At 47.6% G+C, this 16,498-nt stretch carries 15 protein-coding genes; 9 read left to right on the top strand and 6 right to left on the bottom strand.

Going from position 1 to position 16,498, the window contains the following annotated elements; translation table 11 throughout:
* Positions 1-103 precede the first annotated feature (103 nt).
* A complete protein-coding gene (locus ACLWNV_RS06695) occupies positions 104-304 on the top strand; it encodes a hypothetical protein (protein ID WP_413587157.1) in 201 nt (66 codons plus the stop codon).
* On the opposite strand, the gene ACLWNV_RS06690 is transcribed toward ACLWNV_RS06695, so the two are convergent.
* The 4 genes from ACLWNV_RS06690 to ACLWNV_RS06675 all read right to left on the bottom strand — a co-directional run bounded on the left by ACLWNV_RS06690 (position 301) and on the right by ACLWNV_RS06675 (position 4,444).
* Positions 301-1,560, bottom strand: coding sequence for an MFS transporter (locus tag ACLWNV_RS06690; protein ID WP_413587156.1), 1,260 nt, complete (start codon positions 1,558-1,560; stop codon positions 301-303). The two genes, ACLWNV_RS06695 and ACLWNV_RS06690, sit on opposite strands and share 4 nt — an antisense overlap.
* An 89-nt stretch (positions 1,561-1,649) precedes the next feature.
* The gene (locus ACLWNV_RS06685; protein WP_413587155.1) at positions 1,650-1,829 is read right to left on the bottom strand and encodes a hypothetical protein; all 180 of its coding nucleotides are present in this window, start codon (positions 1,827-1,829) and stop codon (positions 1,650-1,652) included.
* Positions 1,830-2,000: 171 nt separating this feature from the next.
* A complete protein-coding gene (locus ACLWNV_RS06680; protein WP_413587154.1) occupies positions 2,001-2,801 on the bottom strand; it encodes an alpha/beta hydrolase in 801 nt (266 codons plus the stop codon).
* A gap of 11 nt (positions 2,802-2,812) precedes the next feature.
* Positions 2,813-4,444: an ABC-F family ATP-binding cassette domain-containing protein gene (locus ACLWNV_RS06675; RefSeq protein ID WP_413587153.1), complete on the bottom strand. Its 1,632-nt coding sequence runs from the start codon at positions 4,442-4,444 to the stop codon at positions 2,813-2,815.
* Positions 4,445-4,912: 468 nt separating this feature from the next.
* Here ACLWNV_RS06675 and ACLWNV_RS06670 point away from each other — a divergent pair, with 468 nt between their 5' ends.
* Together ACLWNV_RS06670 and ACLWNV_RS06665 are read left to right on the top strand one after the other, a co-directional pair.
* Entirely contained in the window at positions 4,913-6,796 is a 1,884-nt protein-coding gene (locus tag ACLWNV_RS06670) for a DEAD/DEAH box helicase (protein ID WP_413587152.1), read from the top strand.
* A gap of 189 nt (positions 6,797-6,985) precedes the next feature.
* Entirely contained in the window at positions 6,986-7,774 is a 789-nt protein-coding gene (locus ACLWNV_RS06665) for a hypothetical protein (RefSeq protein ID WP_413587151.1), read from the top strand.
* A 58-nt stretch (positions 7,775-7,832) separates the two neighbouring features.
* On the opposite strand, the gene ACLWNV_RS06660 is transcribed toward ACLWNV_RS06665, so the two are convergent.
* Positions 7,833-8,201 (bottom strand): STAS domain-containing protein, encoded by a 369-nt coding sequence (locus ACLWNV_RS06660; RefSeq protein ID WP_413587150.1) that lies wholly within the window; start codon positions 8,199-8,201, stop codon positions 7,833-7,835.
* A gap of 208 nt (positions 8,202-8,409) precedes the next feature.
* Between ACLWNV_RS06660 and ACLWNV_RS06655 the strand changes: the two genes are divergently transcribed.
* The 5 genes from ACLWNV_RS06655 (at position 8,410) to ACLWNV_RS06635 (ending at position 14,221) form a co-directional block, all read left to right on the top strand.
* Positions 8,410-9,780: a TolC family protein gene (locus tag ACLWNV_RS06655; RefSeq protein ID WP_413587149.1), complete on the top strand. Its 1,371-nt coding sequence runs from the start codon at positions 8,410-8,412 to the stop codon at positions 9,778-9,780.
* Between the two features lie 40 nt (positions 9,781-9,820).
* Positions 9,821-10,342 (top strand): asparaginase domain-containing protein, encoded by a 522-nt coding sequence (locus tag ACLWNV_RS06650; RefSeq protein ID WP_413587148.1) that lies wholly within the window; start codon positions 9,821-9,823, stop codon positions 10,340-10,342.
* A gap of 77 nt (positions 10,343-10,419) precedes the next feature.
* The gene (locus ACLWNV_RS06645) at positions 10,420-12,522 is read left to right on the top strand and encodes a hypothetical protein (RefSeq protein ID WP_413587147.1); all 2,103 of its coding nucleotides are present in this window, start codon (positions 10,420-10,422) and stop codon (positions 12,520-12,522) included.
* Positions 12,523-12,550: 28 nt separating this feature from the next.
* Positions 12,551-13,114, top strand: coding sequence for an outer membrane beta-barrel protein (locus ACLWNV_RS06640; RefSeq protein WP_413587146.1), 564 nt, complete (start codon positions 12,551-12,553; stop codon positions 13,112-13,114).
* Positions 13,115-13,144: 30 nt separating this feature from the next.
* Positions 13,145-14,221 carry a hypothetical protein gene (locus tag ACLWNV_RS06635; protein ID WP_413587145.1) on the top strand — a complete coding sequence of 359 codons (1,077 nt, stop codon included), beginning with the start codon at positions 13,145-13,147 and terminating at the stop codon, positions 14,219-14,221.
* Here ACLWNV_RS06635 and ACLWNV_RS06630 read toward each other — a convergent pair whose 3' ends face one another.
* On the bottom strand, positions 14,222-15,001 hold the full coding sequence (locus tag ACLWNV_RS06630; RefSeq protein ID WP_413587625.1) for a hypothetical protein: 780 nt from the start codon (positions 14,999-15,001) through the stop codon (positions 14,222-14,224).
* A 154-nt stretch (positions 15,002-15,155) separates the two neighbouring features.
* Between ACLWNV_RS06630 and ACLWNV_RS06625 the strand changes: the two genes are divergently transcribed.
* Positions 15,156-16,487, top strand: a complete 1,332-nt coding sequence (locus ACLWNV_RS06625; protein ID WP_413587144.1) for a DUF1214 domain-containing protein — start codon at positions 15,156-15,158, stop codon at positions 16,485-16,487.
* The last annotated feature ends 11 nt before the right edge of the window (positions 16,488-16,498 follow it).

Raw genomic sequence — 16,498 nt, 5'->3', positions numbered from 1 at the left:
CGAAGGGTTATGGCTGGTTCAGGAAGTAAAGTCCATTATTTAATTTCACATTCCCTTTTCGTCCCGAATGCTTTAGAAAAGATACACCCTTTTGGAGGCCGTTATGAATCTGTTCATCGCCATGAGTATTTTCTTTGTTATCATTACGATGATCTTCGTTGCGATCGCCGTCTTTTTACCGGAATGGATGGGAATCACGGGCAAAAAAGCCAAGCAAATCATCGAGGACCAACAGGCCACTCATCCCGAGGAAGATTCCAATACGAAATCCTCCCCGGCCGAGTCTGAAAAAGAAAAGCCTTAGTTCTGAACTTTTGGTTCCTTCACCATTGCCAGTAGCCAACCACCGACAACGAATAACACCAGTAATCCAACCATCCCCAGGCGGGAGTTCCCTGTTAAAGTTACCGTAAAGGCCACAATCAAAGGCCCCAGGATGGATGCAAATCTGCCGACTAAATTAAATAAACCAAAGTACTCGCCACTTTGATGGCGCGGAACCATTTTCCCGAACATCGAACGACTCAAGGACTGAACTCCACCTTGCACCATTCCGATAACCACAGCCAATAGATAAAAGTGCCATGCTTGACTCATCCACATAGCCGCCACGACGGTGATACCGTAAATGCCGATGCAAAACATGATCGGAGCTTTTGTGCCAAATCGTTTCGTCACGGTTCCAAAATAATATGCACAGGGAAATCCAATAAATTGCGTGATCAGCAAAGCTGCGATCAAATCTTTGGAGCCTAAGCCAATAGACATTCCATAGTCCACCGCCATTGTCATGACCGTGTAGACGCCGTCGATATAGAGCCAGTAAGCCATCATAAAAAACAGCAGATTGCGTTCTTTAAAAATCAGCTCTTTAAAAGTCGCCTGCAAAGTCAAAATACTGCGATTGGTCAGCTTCCAGATATTTTCATTGGAGATTTCAGTCGCTGGCTCTGGAATATTTCGCGCTAAAGGAATTGAAAACACAAACCACCACACGGCCACGGTCATAAAGGAAATCTGAACCGCCTGCGTGCCATCTTTAAGACCGAACCACTGGGGATTCAGATGCATCAAAACATTTATCAAAAACAAAACTCCACCGCCCAGGTAACCCATCGAGTAACCCAGCGAAGAAACGTAATCCATTTCTTTAGGTTCAGCGACGTAAGGCAGTAAAGATTCATAGAAAACGCAGCTGGCGTTAAAGGCCATCATCGCAATACCATAAGCCAGGATCGCACTCCACCAGTCACCTGCCGGAATGAAGGTCATCCAGCCACAGGCCACCACACCGATCATCATGAAACTTAGGCAGAATAATTTTTTGAAACCTTTTAGATCCGAGATCACACCCAGGGTGGGACTTAGCATCGCGATGACTAAGCTGGAAATTGAAATAGCAGTACCCAAGCGAGCCGTTGTCACCGTTGGATCCACGCCCTGGCTCCAGTATAGTTTAAAGAATACGGGAAAGAATCCCGCCATGACTGTGGTGGAGTAAGTACTATTCGCCCAATCGTAAAGCGCCCAACTGAATATCTTTTTTTTGCGGATGTCCATGATCTGAAGCAGATCATAGTTTTAGACTGAAAGGGAGCCCACATCGTGTCAAAAAAACAGCGCTGACCTCTCAGCCAGCGCCCATCTGATTACTTTTTGTTTTCTTCGGCCACTTCCCCGCGGTTTGCGAAGTCGTTGTACATGCTTACCGCTCCTATAGCCGTCAGCGATATGCCAATGACCACGTACATTACGACAGCCTTTCTATTTTGGTTGAACACATAGCTAAATGCGCCCGCGATCACGATAAGTGGTCCCATTACGACCATGGACGACACGATCTGCCGGAGTGCGAACACTCCCAGTTCAGAATTCATAACCCCCGCCTACGTTCAAGATTGGTTACTCTTCTTGTTATTTTAGATTCTTCAATTTTCCGTATAACTTATCGGCAGGACTTAAGTTGGCTAAAGCAAATTTATTCGTAACATCGGTCGCTTTTACGACTCAAACAAGGATCGTGCTGTGGTCGGTTTTGATACGATCGTGAGGTGATTTAAACCGGCCGCCAATACGAGCGGATGGGCCAAGCCTTCAAAGACTTCCAGATGGCGGGCTCCAAGCACCACTTCATCCCGATCGCCTGTTATAAGCGATAGTGACGCGTTTCCTTCGCGCAAACGAATCAATAAATCTTCTGGGACCACTGCTGCTCTAATGAAGTCCGCACTGTAACTGAGTTTTTCTTCACCCGTTTTAAACGCCTCAGGATAGTTCACTTTTATTCCCTCGTCCTGGGAGTTAAATGAAATCCATCCCCCCAGATCTGCAGTCAGGGCATGAAAGGACTCGGGCAAATAAGGGGCAATTGCAACAAAGTTTGTGAACTGCTGACCTACATCGCTTACCGCGATTCTTAACGTGAAGCCGCCACCCAAGGAGTGACCAGCCAAGGTCATTTTCTTCACCGGCATTTTCATTTTCATGTGAATGATAAGTTCTTCGAGATCGACTTCCAACTGGTTGCTGGCAATGTTGTCAGAAGCCGAAAGACTGGCGCCGTGGCAACGGAAATCCGGAGTCACGACCTGTGCGAAGCCTGCTAGTGCAATGGCACTGGCAAGAGAGCAAAGGTAACGACTGTCGCCACCAATCCCATGACAAAGGATCACCAGATTTTCAGATCGTGCAGCATAGAAACGATAGGACAAAAGATCCTTTTGGCGAGTGCGAAACACTTCCTGTGGCGCCAAGCGGTCCACAGGAATTTTGAAATCACGCAGGTCAAAGGCAAGCTTCATAACTTATCAGCCTATTTACCGGCTGCTTCCAGTTTCTTTTTATGAATGTAGTAATCGTAATCGCCTTCGTAGATGCGCAGCTGATTTTTATCAACTTCGAATACACGCGTCGTCACTTCACGCAAGAAGTGGCGATCATGCGATACAATCATCACAGTTCCAGGGAACTGTTTGATTGCATCCAGCAACACTTCACGAGAGACGATGTCCAAGTGATTCGTCGGCTCATCCAGAATCAAAAGATTCACGGGTTGCGCCAGAATAGTTGCCAGAACCACGCGGGATTTTTCACCACCCGAAAGAATGGAGATTTTCTTTTCCGCTTCCTCGCCCGAGAACTTAAATGCCCCCAGCAACGAGCGCACAGTTCCCATACCAGCTGTTGGCATACGGGAATGAACTTCGTCAACGATCGTCATCTTAGGATCAAGCACATCCAAAGAGTTCTGGGAAAAGTAACCCAGATTGATGGAGGCACCCAAAGCGCAGGTTCCTGCGGTAGGCTCAACTTCACCAGCGATAATTTTTAACAAAGTCGATTTACCGGCACCATTCACGCCGACAACAGCGATACGATCCATACGTCTAACCAGGGCGTTTGCACCGGAGAAAACGTTTTTCTCTTTGCCATCGTCACGTTTCCAGATTTTGGAAAGCCCCTCAAAGCGGACAACCTCGTCCCCACCACGTGGCGGAACAGGCCATACGAATTTAATTTCAGACTCTTCCTCTGGAATTTCAATACGGTCGATTTTTTCAAGTTTCTTAACACGGGATTGCACTTGAGCCGCGTGGGAGGCACGGGCCGCGAAGCGAGCAATAAACTCCTCTTCCTTGGCAAGCATATCTTCCTGGCGCTTGGCCGCTGCGATCAACTGCTCTTTACGGATATCACGCTCTTTTTCGTAAAAGTCGTAATTACCACCGTAGACCGTGATCGTTTTATTTGCGATCTCCACGATTTTACCAACCAGGCGATTCATAAAGTCACGGTCATGCGATGTCATTAGAACCGCACCCTTGAAGTTCACCAGCCACTCTTCAAGCCAGATGATGGATTCCACGTCCAAGTGATTCGTCGGCTCGTCCATCAGCAATACTTGCGGATTCAGAACCAGAATTTTCGCCAAAGCGATACGCATCTTCCAACCGCCAGAGAAGCTCTCTGTTGGACGGTGATAGTCGTCAGGACCGATACCAAGACCGGTCAGGATTTCTGCGGCACGGGATTCCAGATCGTAGCCGCCAAGGCGTTCAAACTCGCCCTGCATTTCCCCGTAGACCTCAAGAATTTTCATCATTTCATCAGGGTCCAAATCAGGATCCGAAAGCTTCGCTTCGTATTCCTGCATTTTTACCTGCATATCACCCAGATTGCTGATGGAAGATTTCACTTCCTCAAGAGCGGAGCGGCCGCGCATATCTTCGATGTTCTGAGAGAAGTAACCGATCACAGTTTTATCAGATTTGGAAACGGTACCGTCGTAACCTTCCTCCCCCGTGATAATACGGAAGATTGTGGTTTTACCTGTTCCGTTCAAACCGACCAGACCGATTTTCTCGCCCTCGTTGATTTGGAAAGAACCGTTACGATAGAGAACTTTGTTCCCCTGCTGCTTTGTGATATTTGATAAGTGAATCATGGTCCCTTATATAACTCGAATTGCCCCGAGATGCGCCAAAATTTTTAATTTTTTACTATCAGCCCAAGATTCTTTCCGGCGGTCTTTGCCGGGAATTTAGGCATCCCTCAAAGTATACATGGATACATACCTCTTCGCTGCCGGAGCTGAAAAAGCCCCCACAAGGTCAAGGCTAAGACGTCGGCCCAACGATGGGAGGAGTGAATTAAGTGCCATATTGGAATCACCTATCGCGAGTTACCCTTAGATAAATCCTTCACAAGAGAAGCTCTATAATCGTCGAGAGTCGCGTAAGTGTCTGAAATGCACTCGTTTTCTGCAAATACTTCATTATTATTGCAGCGGTGGAATATATCCTGAGCTTTTACCTTCAATATCGTGTATCTTCCGCAGATCTTAGAGCGCATACCAATATCCGAAAATAGTTTGGCCATTTGGTTAAGTGCTCCACTAACTGAAAGGCTCCTCGTGACTCCTCCTTTAACTACTGTCGATACATTTGAAAGCTTTGGTCTTAGCGCTCCGTTGATGGATGCGATGAAAGACATGGGCTTCTCAACTCCGACGCCCATCCAAAAACAAGCTATTCCTTTGCTATTAGGCGGTGCGAACGATTTCATCGGTCTCGCTTCCACAGGTACTGGTAAAACTGCTGCGTTCGGTATCCCTCTTATTGAAAATCTAGATGCGACAATCAAAGACACTCAGGCACTTGTGCTTTCTCCAACTCGTGAGTTGGCGTTGCAGGTTGCTGAGCAATTGGCTTTGCTGGGTAAGAAAAAAGGCATCCGCGTAGTAACAATCTACGGTGGTGCTTCTTACCGTACACAAATCGAAGGCATCAAACGTGGCGCCCACATCGTGGTAGCCACTCCGGGCCGTTTGGTTGATTTCCTAGAGCAAAAAATGATCAAGCTTTCCAAGGTTCAAACTGTGATTCTGGATGAAGCTGACGAAATGCTTTCCATGGGTTTCAAAGACGCTTTGGATTTCATCCTTTCCGCGACTCACCCTGATGACGCCGCTTCCAACGACCGTGCGGCATGCAGAACTTGGTTGTTCTCTGCAACTATGTCGACTGAAGTTCGCCGTATCACTGAAAAGTATCTGGAAAATCCAGAGACAGTGGCTGTGAACAAAGTGGGCTCTACAGCTGACACTATCGAGCAGGTTTACTACACAGTTAAAAACATGCACAAAACAGAGGTTATCTCCCGCTTGTTGCAAACTCTTCCAGAGTTCTACGGTATCATCTTCTGCCAGACGAAAATGGAAGTTGCTGATCTTTCGGATATCCTGTCTCAACGTGGTTTCCCGACAGACTCTTTGCATGGTGATAAATCCCAGCAAGAGCGCGAAGCGACTTTGAGAAAATTCAAATCCAAGCAGGTTAAAGTCATCGTGGCGACAGACGTTGCCGCTCGTGGTTTGGATATCAAAGACCTTACTCACGTAATCAATCACTCCTTGCCATGGGATGCTGAATCTTATGTTCACCGTATCGGTCGTACCGGCCGTAACGGTCAAAAAGGAACAGCGATCACTTTGGTGAACTCTGATCAACTGACTCTTCTTCGCCGTGTGATGAACACGACGAAAGCGACTTTCACTAAAGGTGTTGTTCCTTCTGCTGACGAAGTTGCGGGTCTTAAAATCAAAAACGTATTGGATAAAGTGGGCTCCATGGATGCTGAAAATGCATCACTTCAATTGGCAGCTGATTTGATCCAGGATCTTTCTCAGGCTGATGATATCAACTTTAAGGATCTTTCCACTGAGGACTTGTTGGCTCGCTTTATCGTGGCTTACTTCCCGGACGTATTCGTTAAAAAAGATTTGATCCTTGATTACATGGGCGACCGTATTCCTCGTGAATTGTTGCCGCGTGATCCTAACGACAACCGCTTCACACGCAACCGTGATGGTGGCGGCCGTGATGACCGTCCTCGTACAGGTGGCGGCTTCCGCGGTAACCGTGGTGGCTTCCGCAGCAACCGTCGTGACGATGGTGACCGTCCAAGATTCAGCGACCGTTCTTACCAAAACGATGCTCCAAGTGAAGGCGGCGCACGCCGTAGCTTCCGTGGCAATGACCGCGATGGTGGTGGCCGTGAGGGTGGTCGTGATGAAAATCGTGGCAACCGTGACAGCCGTCCATCCCGTGAAGGTGGCGCAAGCGCTTCTTTCCGCGGTGACAACAGCGGTGGAGATCGTCCAGGACGCCGTCGTTCTTTCAACAGCGATGTTGACGAGAACCGTGGCAACCGTTCTGAGCGCAATGACCACCCAGGGATCAAAAGATCCCGTCCAAACAGCGGTGGTGCTTCAGCTCCCCGTCGTTTCCGTGATTAATTAGTTTTATAGCGTCTTTGTGGGCGACTTCGAGGGTCGGTGAGCTTTCACCGGCCCTTTGTTTTTTAGGCCTTCCCGGGAACGGTAACGCAAAGTTTGTCGGTGTCTCAGATTTAGACAGCCCCTGATGGCCTCACGGCTAAATCATGAGGTCTACAGATGGCACCCGATCTGCAATAGCTCCTACCCATGAGTATGCTAAACAAGAACACAATCATTTTAGTAGGCCTGATCATCTGTAACTTCTCGGTTTCGATGGCATCCCCATCGTCCTTTAAGAATGCCACCATGACGGATGAAATCTACCAACAAGAGGCTGAGGCGCTTTCTGAACAGGACGCTGCAGCTATCGACGTTTACCGGTCTTTACAAAAGATTGGCGCCGAAAAGGTTTGCGCCTCCAGCGTGGTTAATAAAGAACAGGAAGGCCGTTACTATCAGGCCGTGGAAAAGGCATTTGCCAAACACGATTTCGCGTTGCTGGAAGCTGGCACGGCAGATCTGAAGGCCGCTTGTCCTAAGTACCCGACTCTTTCGCAAAAAGAAAAAGAAGAAGTTTGGACCGTTATCCTGGGCTCGATGTCTTTCTATGAAAGCACTTGCCGCTCCTTGGGTGCGCGCTCCGGTGGTCCCAATGGCCAACTGGGTGGTCCTTTCCAACTGCACGTTGGTAAAGAAAGAAACTACGGTAAACTTTGCCGCAGTGGTGACGCCACCACTAAAGATGAAAACCGCTTTATCCCGTGCGTGCTTTCAATGCTTGAGGGCTATTTCACCAAACAAAAAAACAAAGGACAGGAAGTTAAGCTATTCCCTGTTCGCTCCGCTGGTGCGACTTATTGGGAAGTTTTGCAGTCCAATGCAACGAAACACCACCGTGTAACCATCACTGATGCCAAAGGGAACAAGAAAGTTCTGCGCGGCAATGGTTCGGACTTTATCAAGCTTGCGATCAAGGACTACAAATACTGTAACTAGAAATTGGTTATTGGATTTTTTGGAATTAAAAAAGGCTGTCTTGAAAGACAGCCTTTTTTTATGCCGCGCGAGGGAAAGACAGCAACGCCGTCTTAAGGTCTTCGGCGACCTCCAGGCCCCGGACAATCCCCATTCTCAACAACTTTTCACGTAAAGAATCCTTCATCGAGCACAGACGCAGATCCGCCGGTTTGGCGCGAACATCCCTTTGCAACTGGGCAAAGCTTGCTAAGGCCTCCGTGGAAATTCGGTCAATATTTTGAAAATAGAACACGACCTGACGGACTTCCTCTTTGGAAAGAATTTCCTGCCGGCAGGCCTCCAGTGCAGGGATCACTCCCGGACTCATTTCTTCACCGGTAAAGGACACGACAAGCATCCGGTTCTTATGGCTTATACTGTAATTAAACGACTTCTGATCTTCCAACGTACTGCTCCTCGAAATCGGTTAGGTTTATTTTTCTCAGTTTAACACCTCATTTTTAATTGAAAAGAACGAGCACCTGCCATTCTCAAAGGCACACGAAAAAGCGAATAGTTTTATAATGTTTAGGAGCGTTTAGTTCTTATTTTCAGAGATAATTTGACTTCTAATTAGGTACCAAATAATTTTTGAGCCCTCTAAGGGGACTCAGATGATTCATTCCAAAATGAGAAATTTGGCAGCGATCGCACTTGCAACAATTATCACGGCAACTTCTTTCGCGGCTAAAGAATCCAAACCAGCTTCTATCACTATCAATCCAAGAACTTTGAAAACTCGTTTGCTTGAAAACAACGTTGATCTTGCCGTGCAAATGAACAACGTCTTCAAAGCTAAAGACATGGTCGACCGTGCCCGCAGAAACCTTCTTCCAGGTATCAACCTGGGTGGCGCCATCGACAGCAGCGCAAGCTTCTCACTGGCGTCAGTCACGATGCTTTTGCCATTCCTGCTTCCAAGCAAATGGTTGGACCTGCGTGAAAGCCAGCATCTTTTGAATGCTCAGGGCGAGTCCTACTACATCTCCCAGTTGAATACGTATTCTTCCGCTTATTCCCTGTATTCAACAATCCAGGGCGATATGGAACTTCGCTCCATCCTTCAATACCAGTACGAGAACTACAAAAAAATCGAAGAGATGATTCAAATGGCTGTAGACGCCGGCATGAGAGAAAAATCTGAACTTTTGCAAGTTCAGGCGCAAACTCAAATGTCCCGCATCCAGGTTTCGCAAATGGATGTTTTGATTCTTCAGGAAAAAGCGGCGATCCGCGAAATGCTGGCTTTGCCTCTTTCCACTGAAATCAAAATTGAATCTTTCCACATCGCTTCCTCAACGGCTGAAAAAGAGCCATTGCAAAAAACTGTGGATCTTTCTTTGTCCCGCTCTCCGGAGCTTCGTCAGTTGTCTTCCATGCTAAAAGCGACTGAAGCTGGCAAATGGAGTGCCTTCTGGTCCTTCCTGACGGGTGCGACTTATGGCGCTTCCCGTGGACCAACAGGTGCCTTTGCTGATGCGGAAGGTGCAGGTTCTGCGACTTTCAACTTCGGTAACTTCCTGATTCTAAAAATCGGTAATCGCGAACTTGATTCCATCCGACTTCAAAAGAAACAAATCGACTTCGACCAGGCTAAAATGGTGGAAACGACTGTGGGTTCTTTGCGCGAAAGCCAATTGCAATTGAACCTGGCAAAACAGGCCGTGGACAATTTAGAAGCTTTGTATGATGCAGAACTTCAAAAATTCCAAATGGGCGCGACTGATTTGTTGCATGTTCTTGATGCAGGTAACAACCTGACGGCTGCTTATACGAACCGCGTAAAAGCACAGACGAACCTTGATACTTTGCGCGTTGGTCTGCACCGCATGATGATCACGGATCACTTTGGTTTGATTCAAAAGTGCCAAATCTACAAAAAAGGCACGGGCGGTCTGACTGGCAAGTTGGGCCGTATTTTCAACCCGAAAAAAGACAATATGTCTTTGGACCAAGCTTGTGGTCCACAAGTCAGCGAAAATTAGTAGCTAGTTCGGGGATCTTAGCTTAGGATCTCCGACATATATGGGAACTCCAGTACAAGACGTCGTAATTATCACCACCGGTGGCACGATTGAAAAAACCTATAATGAGTTTGATGGCTCATTGGAAAATCGTGGCACCAGTATCAAGAACCGCATTCTTTCGAAACTGCGTTTACCTTACACGAACATTTTAGTTTATCCGTTACTTAGCAAAGACTCGCTTTACATGACTGATGCTGATCGCGAACTTATTTGTGTGACCATCAAAGATCAAATGCAACGAGGCTGCCCGATCGTGATTCTGCACGGAACCGATACGATGCATATTACTGCCGAACATTGTTTTAAGGACATCGGGACACCGAAAGTTCCCGTGGTCTTTACGGGCGCGATGATTCCCATGGGCTTTGATGACAGTGATGCCACTCAGAATGTGACCGAAGCCATGCTGGCTGCCAAACTTATGCATCCCGGCTTTTACATCGCATTCCATAATCAGATTTTCACAGTTCCAAATGTTCGCAAAAACCGCGAAAAAGGCACCTTCGAACAAACAAACTAACGGTTTGTAAGTTACCACAGGACCATCCCAAACCAAGCCCTATCCCGTACCATCCTACTATAAACATGGAGGGGATCATGGGGCTTAAATCTATTTCGGCCGTTTGCCTTATTTTTCTTTTGGGATCTTTTGCCCAGGGAGCAACGGAGGAAAAAAAGCCCGCTGCAACCGCTCCGGGTGCGCAGAGCTGGCCCATCGAAGTAAACCTGGATTCAAAACAAAAGGTCACCCTGTTTCAGCCCCAAGTTGAAAGCATTGAAAATAATCTGATCACTGCCCGCACTGCCTTTAAGTTGCAACGGGACGGGAAAGATTCTTTCGGATCCTTTCTGATGAAGGCTGACAGTCTTATCGACAAAGAACAATCCACGGTGACATTGCGAACCATCAAAATTGCTGACATGCAGTTGCCCGGCGACACCGCCCACCGCGAAGAGCTCACGAAAACTTTTGAAACAGCATTAAACAAAAAAGAACACGTCCTCCCCTATCGCAACGTTGTCGCAAGCCTTGAATTATCTTCGCTGGATAAAAAAAGAAAATCCCCCGAGTTAAAGAATGAGCCCCCGCAGATTATCTTTTCCACCTCGCCCAGTTTGTTGATTATGATTTCTGGAAATCCTGTGATGGGACCATCCGGGAAATACAAAACACCCCAGCGCGTGGTGAATACCAGCGCGCTCATCATTGCTGATGGCGATAAAGGTTTTTATCTTTGGGCCCTGGAGAAATGGTTTTCGGCACCTGCGGCAACGGGTCCGTTTGTGCCGGCAAAATCCGCTCCCACCTCCAAAATCACGATGGTCAAAGATGAGCTGGTAAAAGACAAAACTGTCGACCCATTGGCGGGACGTACATCCCAAGGAAACAGCATTTATCCTCCGGGGGTCACCCCGAAAATCTTTATCGCGACCAAGCCGACCGAGCTTTTGCAAAGTGAAGGAGAACCGAAATTTTCTGCAGTGGAAAAAACCGGGCTGCTTTACGTTTCAAATTCCCCGAACTCTGTGTTTCTGGAAACTTCCTCCCAAACTTACTTTGCCCTGATTTCAGGTCGCTGGTTCAACGCCAAATCTCTGCAAGGTCCCTGGAAGTATGTTCCTGGTGGAAGTCTGCCAAAAGACTTTGCGAAAATTCCAACCAACAGTCCTGTCGCTGAAGTTTTGGTTTCAGTACCCGGCACCCCTCAGGCAAAAGAAGCTTTGATCACCAATCAAATTCCACAAACGGCACAGGTTGCGCGATCTACCAAGCCCAAAGATCTTAAATGTGATGGCGCTATTAAGTGGGAGAAAATCTCCTCCACCAATCTGCAGTACGCCGCAAACTGCAACACTCCCCTGATCATGGTCAATCCGCAGCAGTACTACATTGTACAGGACGGTATCTGGTTTAATGCGTCGAAGGAATCAGGACCCTGGGAAGTTGCGATTGCCGTCCCTGATCAGATTTATCAAATTCCGACTTCTTCACCCTTGTACTATGTCACCTATGTGAAAATTTATAGCACCAGCGCTGACTATGTGGTCGTCGGTTACACACCTGGTTATCACGGAACATTTGTTTCCGCTGATGGTACGATCGTTTACGGAACTGGCTACTCTTATGCCCCTTATGCAACGGCGACTGCCTGGTATCCTCCCCCTGCGACCTATGGATTTGGTGTGGGATATGGCTGGGGCTATGAGGCTGGATTTTATATGGGCTTTTCCATGGGAAGCGTGATGTATCCCTGGGGTTGGGGATCGTGTTGCTGGGGCGGTACCTACGTAAACATTGATGTCACCAACGTCTATCACAACTGGGGCAAACGAACTGTGATCACTGGTTCCGGCGGACACGGAATGGTTGTGAACACGATTGGCGATACGAAGTTTGCCCGTGGAATGGACGGCGGGAACATTTACGCAAGTCACGATGGTGGAGTCTATCGTCGTAACGGCAAAGGCGACTGGTCCCAATACAACGGACCCAACACGTGGTCGCCGGTGCAAAAACCCGACAACATTCAGAATCTGGAACGCAATCACGATGCACGTGCCTCGCGCCCTGCCACACCGAATGTCAATCGCAGCGCTGCCCCACCTTCCCACAGCAATTCCAATTATCTGCGCGGTGGCGGAGGCGGTATGCGTGCTGGCGGTGGCTTTCACGGCGGTGGTGGCGGATTCCGTCGATAATTATTCATAAAACAAAAAGGAGAAGCGAATGAAAAAGTACTTTTTTGGAATTTTAGCTTTATTGATTCTAAGCAGTCAGGCTCAGGCCGCCTTGGACTATGGATTGGAACTGGGAGTACGCCAGCAAAATGGTGATGCTTACGGACCGGTTTCAACGGAGTCCCGCACGGGCTTTCAGGGTGGAGGTTTCGTGCACATTCCGCTTGAGGGAAATGTGGCGCACTTTCGCACGGGAGTGTTTTACACCCAACGCCCCCTGCAAACGAAAAGTGACGCGACAGGAACTGAGATCGACTGGAATCTGGATTATCTAGACATCCCAATTGCAGTGCTGTTTAAGCCCCACGAAAAGTTTGGTGTATACTTTGGTTTCCTGGCATCCATTAACATTTCCAGCTCCTGCTCTGGCGATCCGGCATGTGATGTATCCAGTGTCGATACACCGACCTTCCCGTTCATCTTTGGTGGTACTATCAAATTCAATCCAACCTGGGGCCTTCATCTTTACTTTGATGCCAACAATGCAGTGGTTGCACGCGGTTTGGCTGATTACAAATCCGTGGGTCTGAATGTGATGATCTCACTTGATTAATTTCAGGATACTGTGCCGATTTTTATAATTTTGCTTATTACTTTTTTCTTACCAGCACTGTCCCACGCGTCTCTTTTTATGAGTCCCGTGGGCAGTGCTGAAGCCTTTCTGGGAAATGCCGGGACCGCCCTGCCCTGTTCCTCCGGAAGTACCGTTTACAATCCGGCCGGAATTGGATTCTGCAAAGACAAGGTGAATCTCTCCGTGTCGGGATCCTCTATCGCCTATCAGGAACTTGACGGATCGGCCTTTCAGCGCGAAACGGGCACTCTTAAATCAGGCACTTTGTTAGCCTCGGCTATTCTGCCCTATAACGAAGTCATTCATACGGGCCTGTTTTATAGCTATCCCACGAACACCCAGAATTATGTTCGCCTTGAAAACAGTGACGGCTCTACAGTGACCGCAGAACTTCAACGCCAAATGGCTTTAGCAGGACTTGCCTATGGAGGAATGATTCACTCGCGCCTTTCTTGGGGCTTGTCTGTTGCCATGAGTTGGGGCGAAACGGCTGACGATATTGTTTCCAACACCCCTGCTCCGGGTTCTTTAACCACACTGACTCAAAAACGCATTGAAACCGAAAACTTTCTTATTCTTAAACCAGGATTGCTGTGGCAGGCCCATGAAAATTATGATCTGGGACTTACAGTGCAGTGGCGTGGAGTGAACATTTACGCCGAAGGCGAGCTCTATCAAAATCAAATGTCCACCGGGCAAACTGATAAGGACGAAACCTTTCGACGCTACACTCCCCACACCGATAACATTTTCGGATTCACCTTGGGGCAGGCTTTTCACTTTTACGATCAGGATCTTTTACTGGATTTAACTTATGCGCCTGAGTACACAGATGGAAGTGAGCTCTTCAATGTCTCCTTAGGCTGGAGAATTCCTTTTTACCAAAATACGAAATGGCTTAGTGGTGTGAGTTATTCAAACATGACCGAGCACGAAAACATCCTGCTCACGGCAGGGTTTCAAATTCATCAGCGAACCTATGAAGGTAATATCGGTCTGTTTTATCAATACATGAAAAACAAAGATGTCGGAGCTATTAACTCCGACACCGTGGGATTTCTGTATTCTTCAGCAATCAATTACTAACTATTGCAGTGGAAACTGAAAATTCAGACCGACAAATGTCTGATAGTTGGGAGCGTAAAGTCCCTCGTGGGCCACTGTCCACTGCGGTTCTGCAAAAAGATTCATCGTCGTTCCGCCATCAAACTTCCAAACTTTCCCGGCACCCGCGCCCACTGGCATATTGTAGTCCCCGGTTTCCCAGTTGAAAAACCAAATGCCGGTAGAACGAAGATAAATTCCATAGGGAAGATTCCATAAAACCAAGGGTTGAACCGTTGCGATATTCTGAGTCGGACGATCCTCATCACCTGCGAAATCATGTTGGTAGGTAATAAGAGCCCCCACCATGCCCCAGGATTGTGGTGACATGACAACGCCCGCCGCGCCGATTTGCCATTTGCCAGCACCTGTTTCATCCTTATCCGCCGTTGGAAAAACCAGCAACGGTCCGACACCGTATTCTACAGTGCCGCCACTTTTTAAAAGGAAGATATCAAAGATACTAAGGTCACCCAAACCTGATGTGGTACTGGTCGGTGTCTCCAGCGCCGCCGGCAGATATGGCAGGGTCACTCTCATCAACTGAGGCATATCCCAAAGCTTCAAGGGTGTCGCAGCCCGTAGGTACAACGTATTCAAAGTTTCATCCGTGCCAAACACTGAACTTTGCACGTAATCATGGAAGTTCACGGCAGCCATCGGAGTTAAGGGATTGTTGGCTTTATTCATCTCTTCGCCGGTTACTTCAGCCCATGCTGCATTCAAATTCAAAACCACAACCAGCACGGTAATCAAACTCATCTTCACGAATCCCCTCCTGTTTAATTTTTTAGATATCTTCACTAAACTCATCCAAATAGACCAGTTATGAGCCGCTGCGGTTGCCAATAATCAAATGTACTCACTTGGACTGCCGCTTTTAGACTGTTAGCAAACGTAAAAAGGAGTCTTTCTTATGAACTTCGTAAAAGCGCTGCCCTTCATCCTGGTTTTCTTATCAGGCATTGCTGCTGAGGCGCGGGATCTAAAAAATATTTCCAACAAAGAGGTCGTGGATGCCTACCAGTACTTGATGGGACGTGTTTTGGTTCTTAGACAAGAAAATCTGGATTTTGCAAATGAAGGTTTTAAGTGGAATGAAATCAAACATCGTGACGTCGGTGGAGTTCAATGGGCGAATCCGAATCTGGATGTTGCATACAGTGAAGCGTGGGTCGCAATCGACGAGAAAAGTTGCACGATCGTGGAAGTTCCAGAAATTAAGGACCGCTATTACACGATACAGTTTTTGAATGGATGGGGCGAAACCACCGCCAATATCAACGAACGCAATTTCCCCAAACATCCATCCAGCAAATTTGCCATGTGTTTAAAAGATGCTAACGTCATTCTGGATCCTGACGTTCAAAAAATCATTTTACCGTCGAAAAAATCACGGGTCCTTGCACGAGTGGAATTAGGCGCGGATCCCAAGCAAGCGACCGAACTGCAGAAACAGATTAAAATGTATTCCACGGGAAAACCGGTCATTGCAGAAGCCCCGAAGGTCGTCTCTTTTGAGCACAAATCCCCTCCGGGAATCGAGGTTTTTGACAATGCCTCCGCAATTCTGGAATCCGAAAAAGACATCAACCCCGGCATGGGAGGGTTGCAACGAAAAGTCCTGGCTGTAGAGGCCGCTGCCAAGAATAATAAAACCCGAAACTCCACGGCGCGAATCATTCAGGAAAAAGCGATACCGGTATTTTTCGGTCTCATTGAAAAAATCCAGAAGCATAAAAACGGCTGGGGCCTGGCTCCCCGTCACGGAAACTATGGCTCCGACTACCTGGCAAGAACAGGAATTAATTATGGTGGAATCTGGGCTAACAATTCCAAAGAAGCCGTCTACTACACCGCTATTAAAAACACCCAAGGAGAGTTTCTTAACGGCAATACCGTCTATTCAATGACTTTTCCAAAGGGTAAAACACCAGATTCTTACTCAAAATACTTCTGGAGCATCGTCTGCGTGGATACCAAGGACTTTAAGGTGATCCCGAATCCAGACAACAAGTTCATCATCAACAAGCAAACCGGGGTGAAACCGAATGCTGACGGCTCAGTAACTTTATATTTCGCGAGCAAACAGCCGCAGGGAGTTGCCAAAGAGAACTGGCTACCCACCCCGGCGGGCGAGAACTATAATTTAACGCTTAGATTTTATGGACCAAGCAAAGAACTGCAAAACGGAAAATACTTTCCTCCAGCTTTAGTGAAGCAGTCATCACTTGCCCAGCTGAACTGAAAAGCGGGCAT

The sequence above is a fragment of the Bdellovibrio sp. HCB274 genome (genome assembly GCF_047306075.1).
GTDB lineage: Bacteria > Bdellovibrionota > Bdellovibrionia > Bdellovibrionales > Bdellovibrionaceae > Bdellovibrio.
The sequence above is the reverse complement of the archived record's forward strand: the minus strand, read 5'-3'. Positions and strand labels throughout refer to the sequence as shown.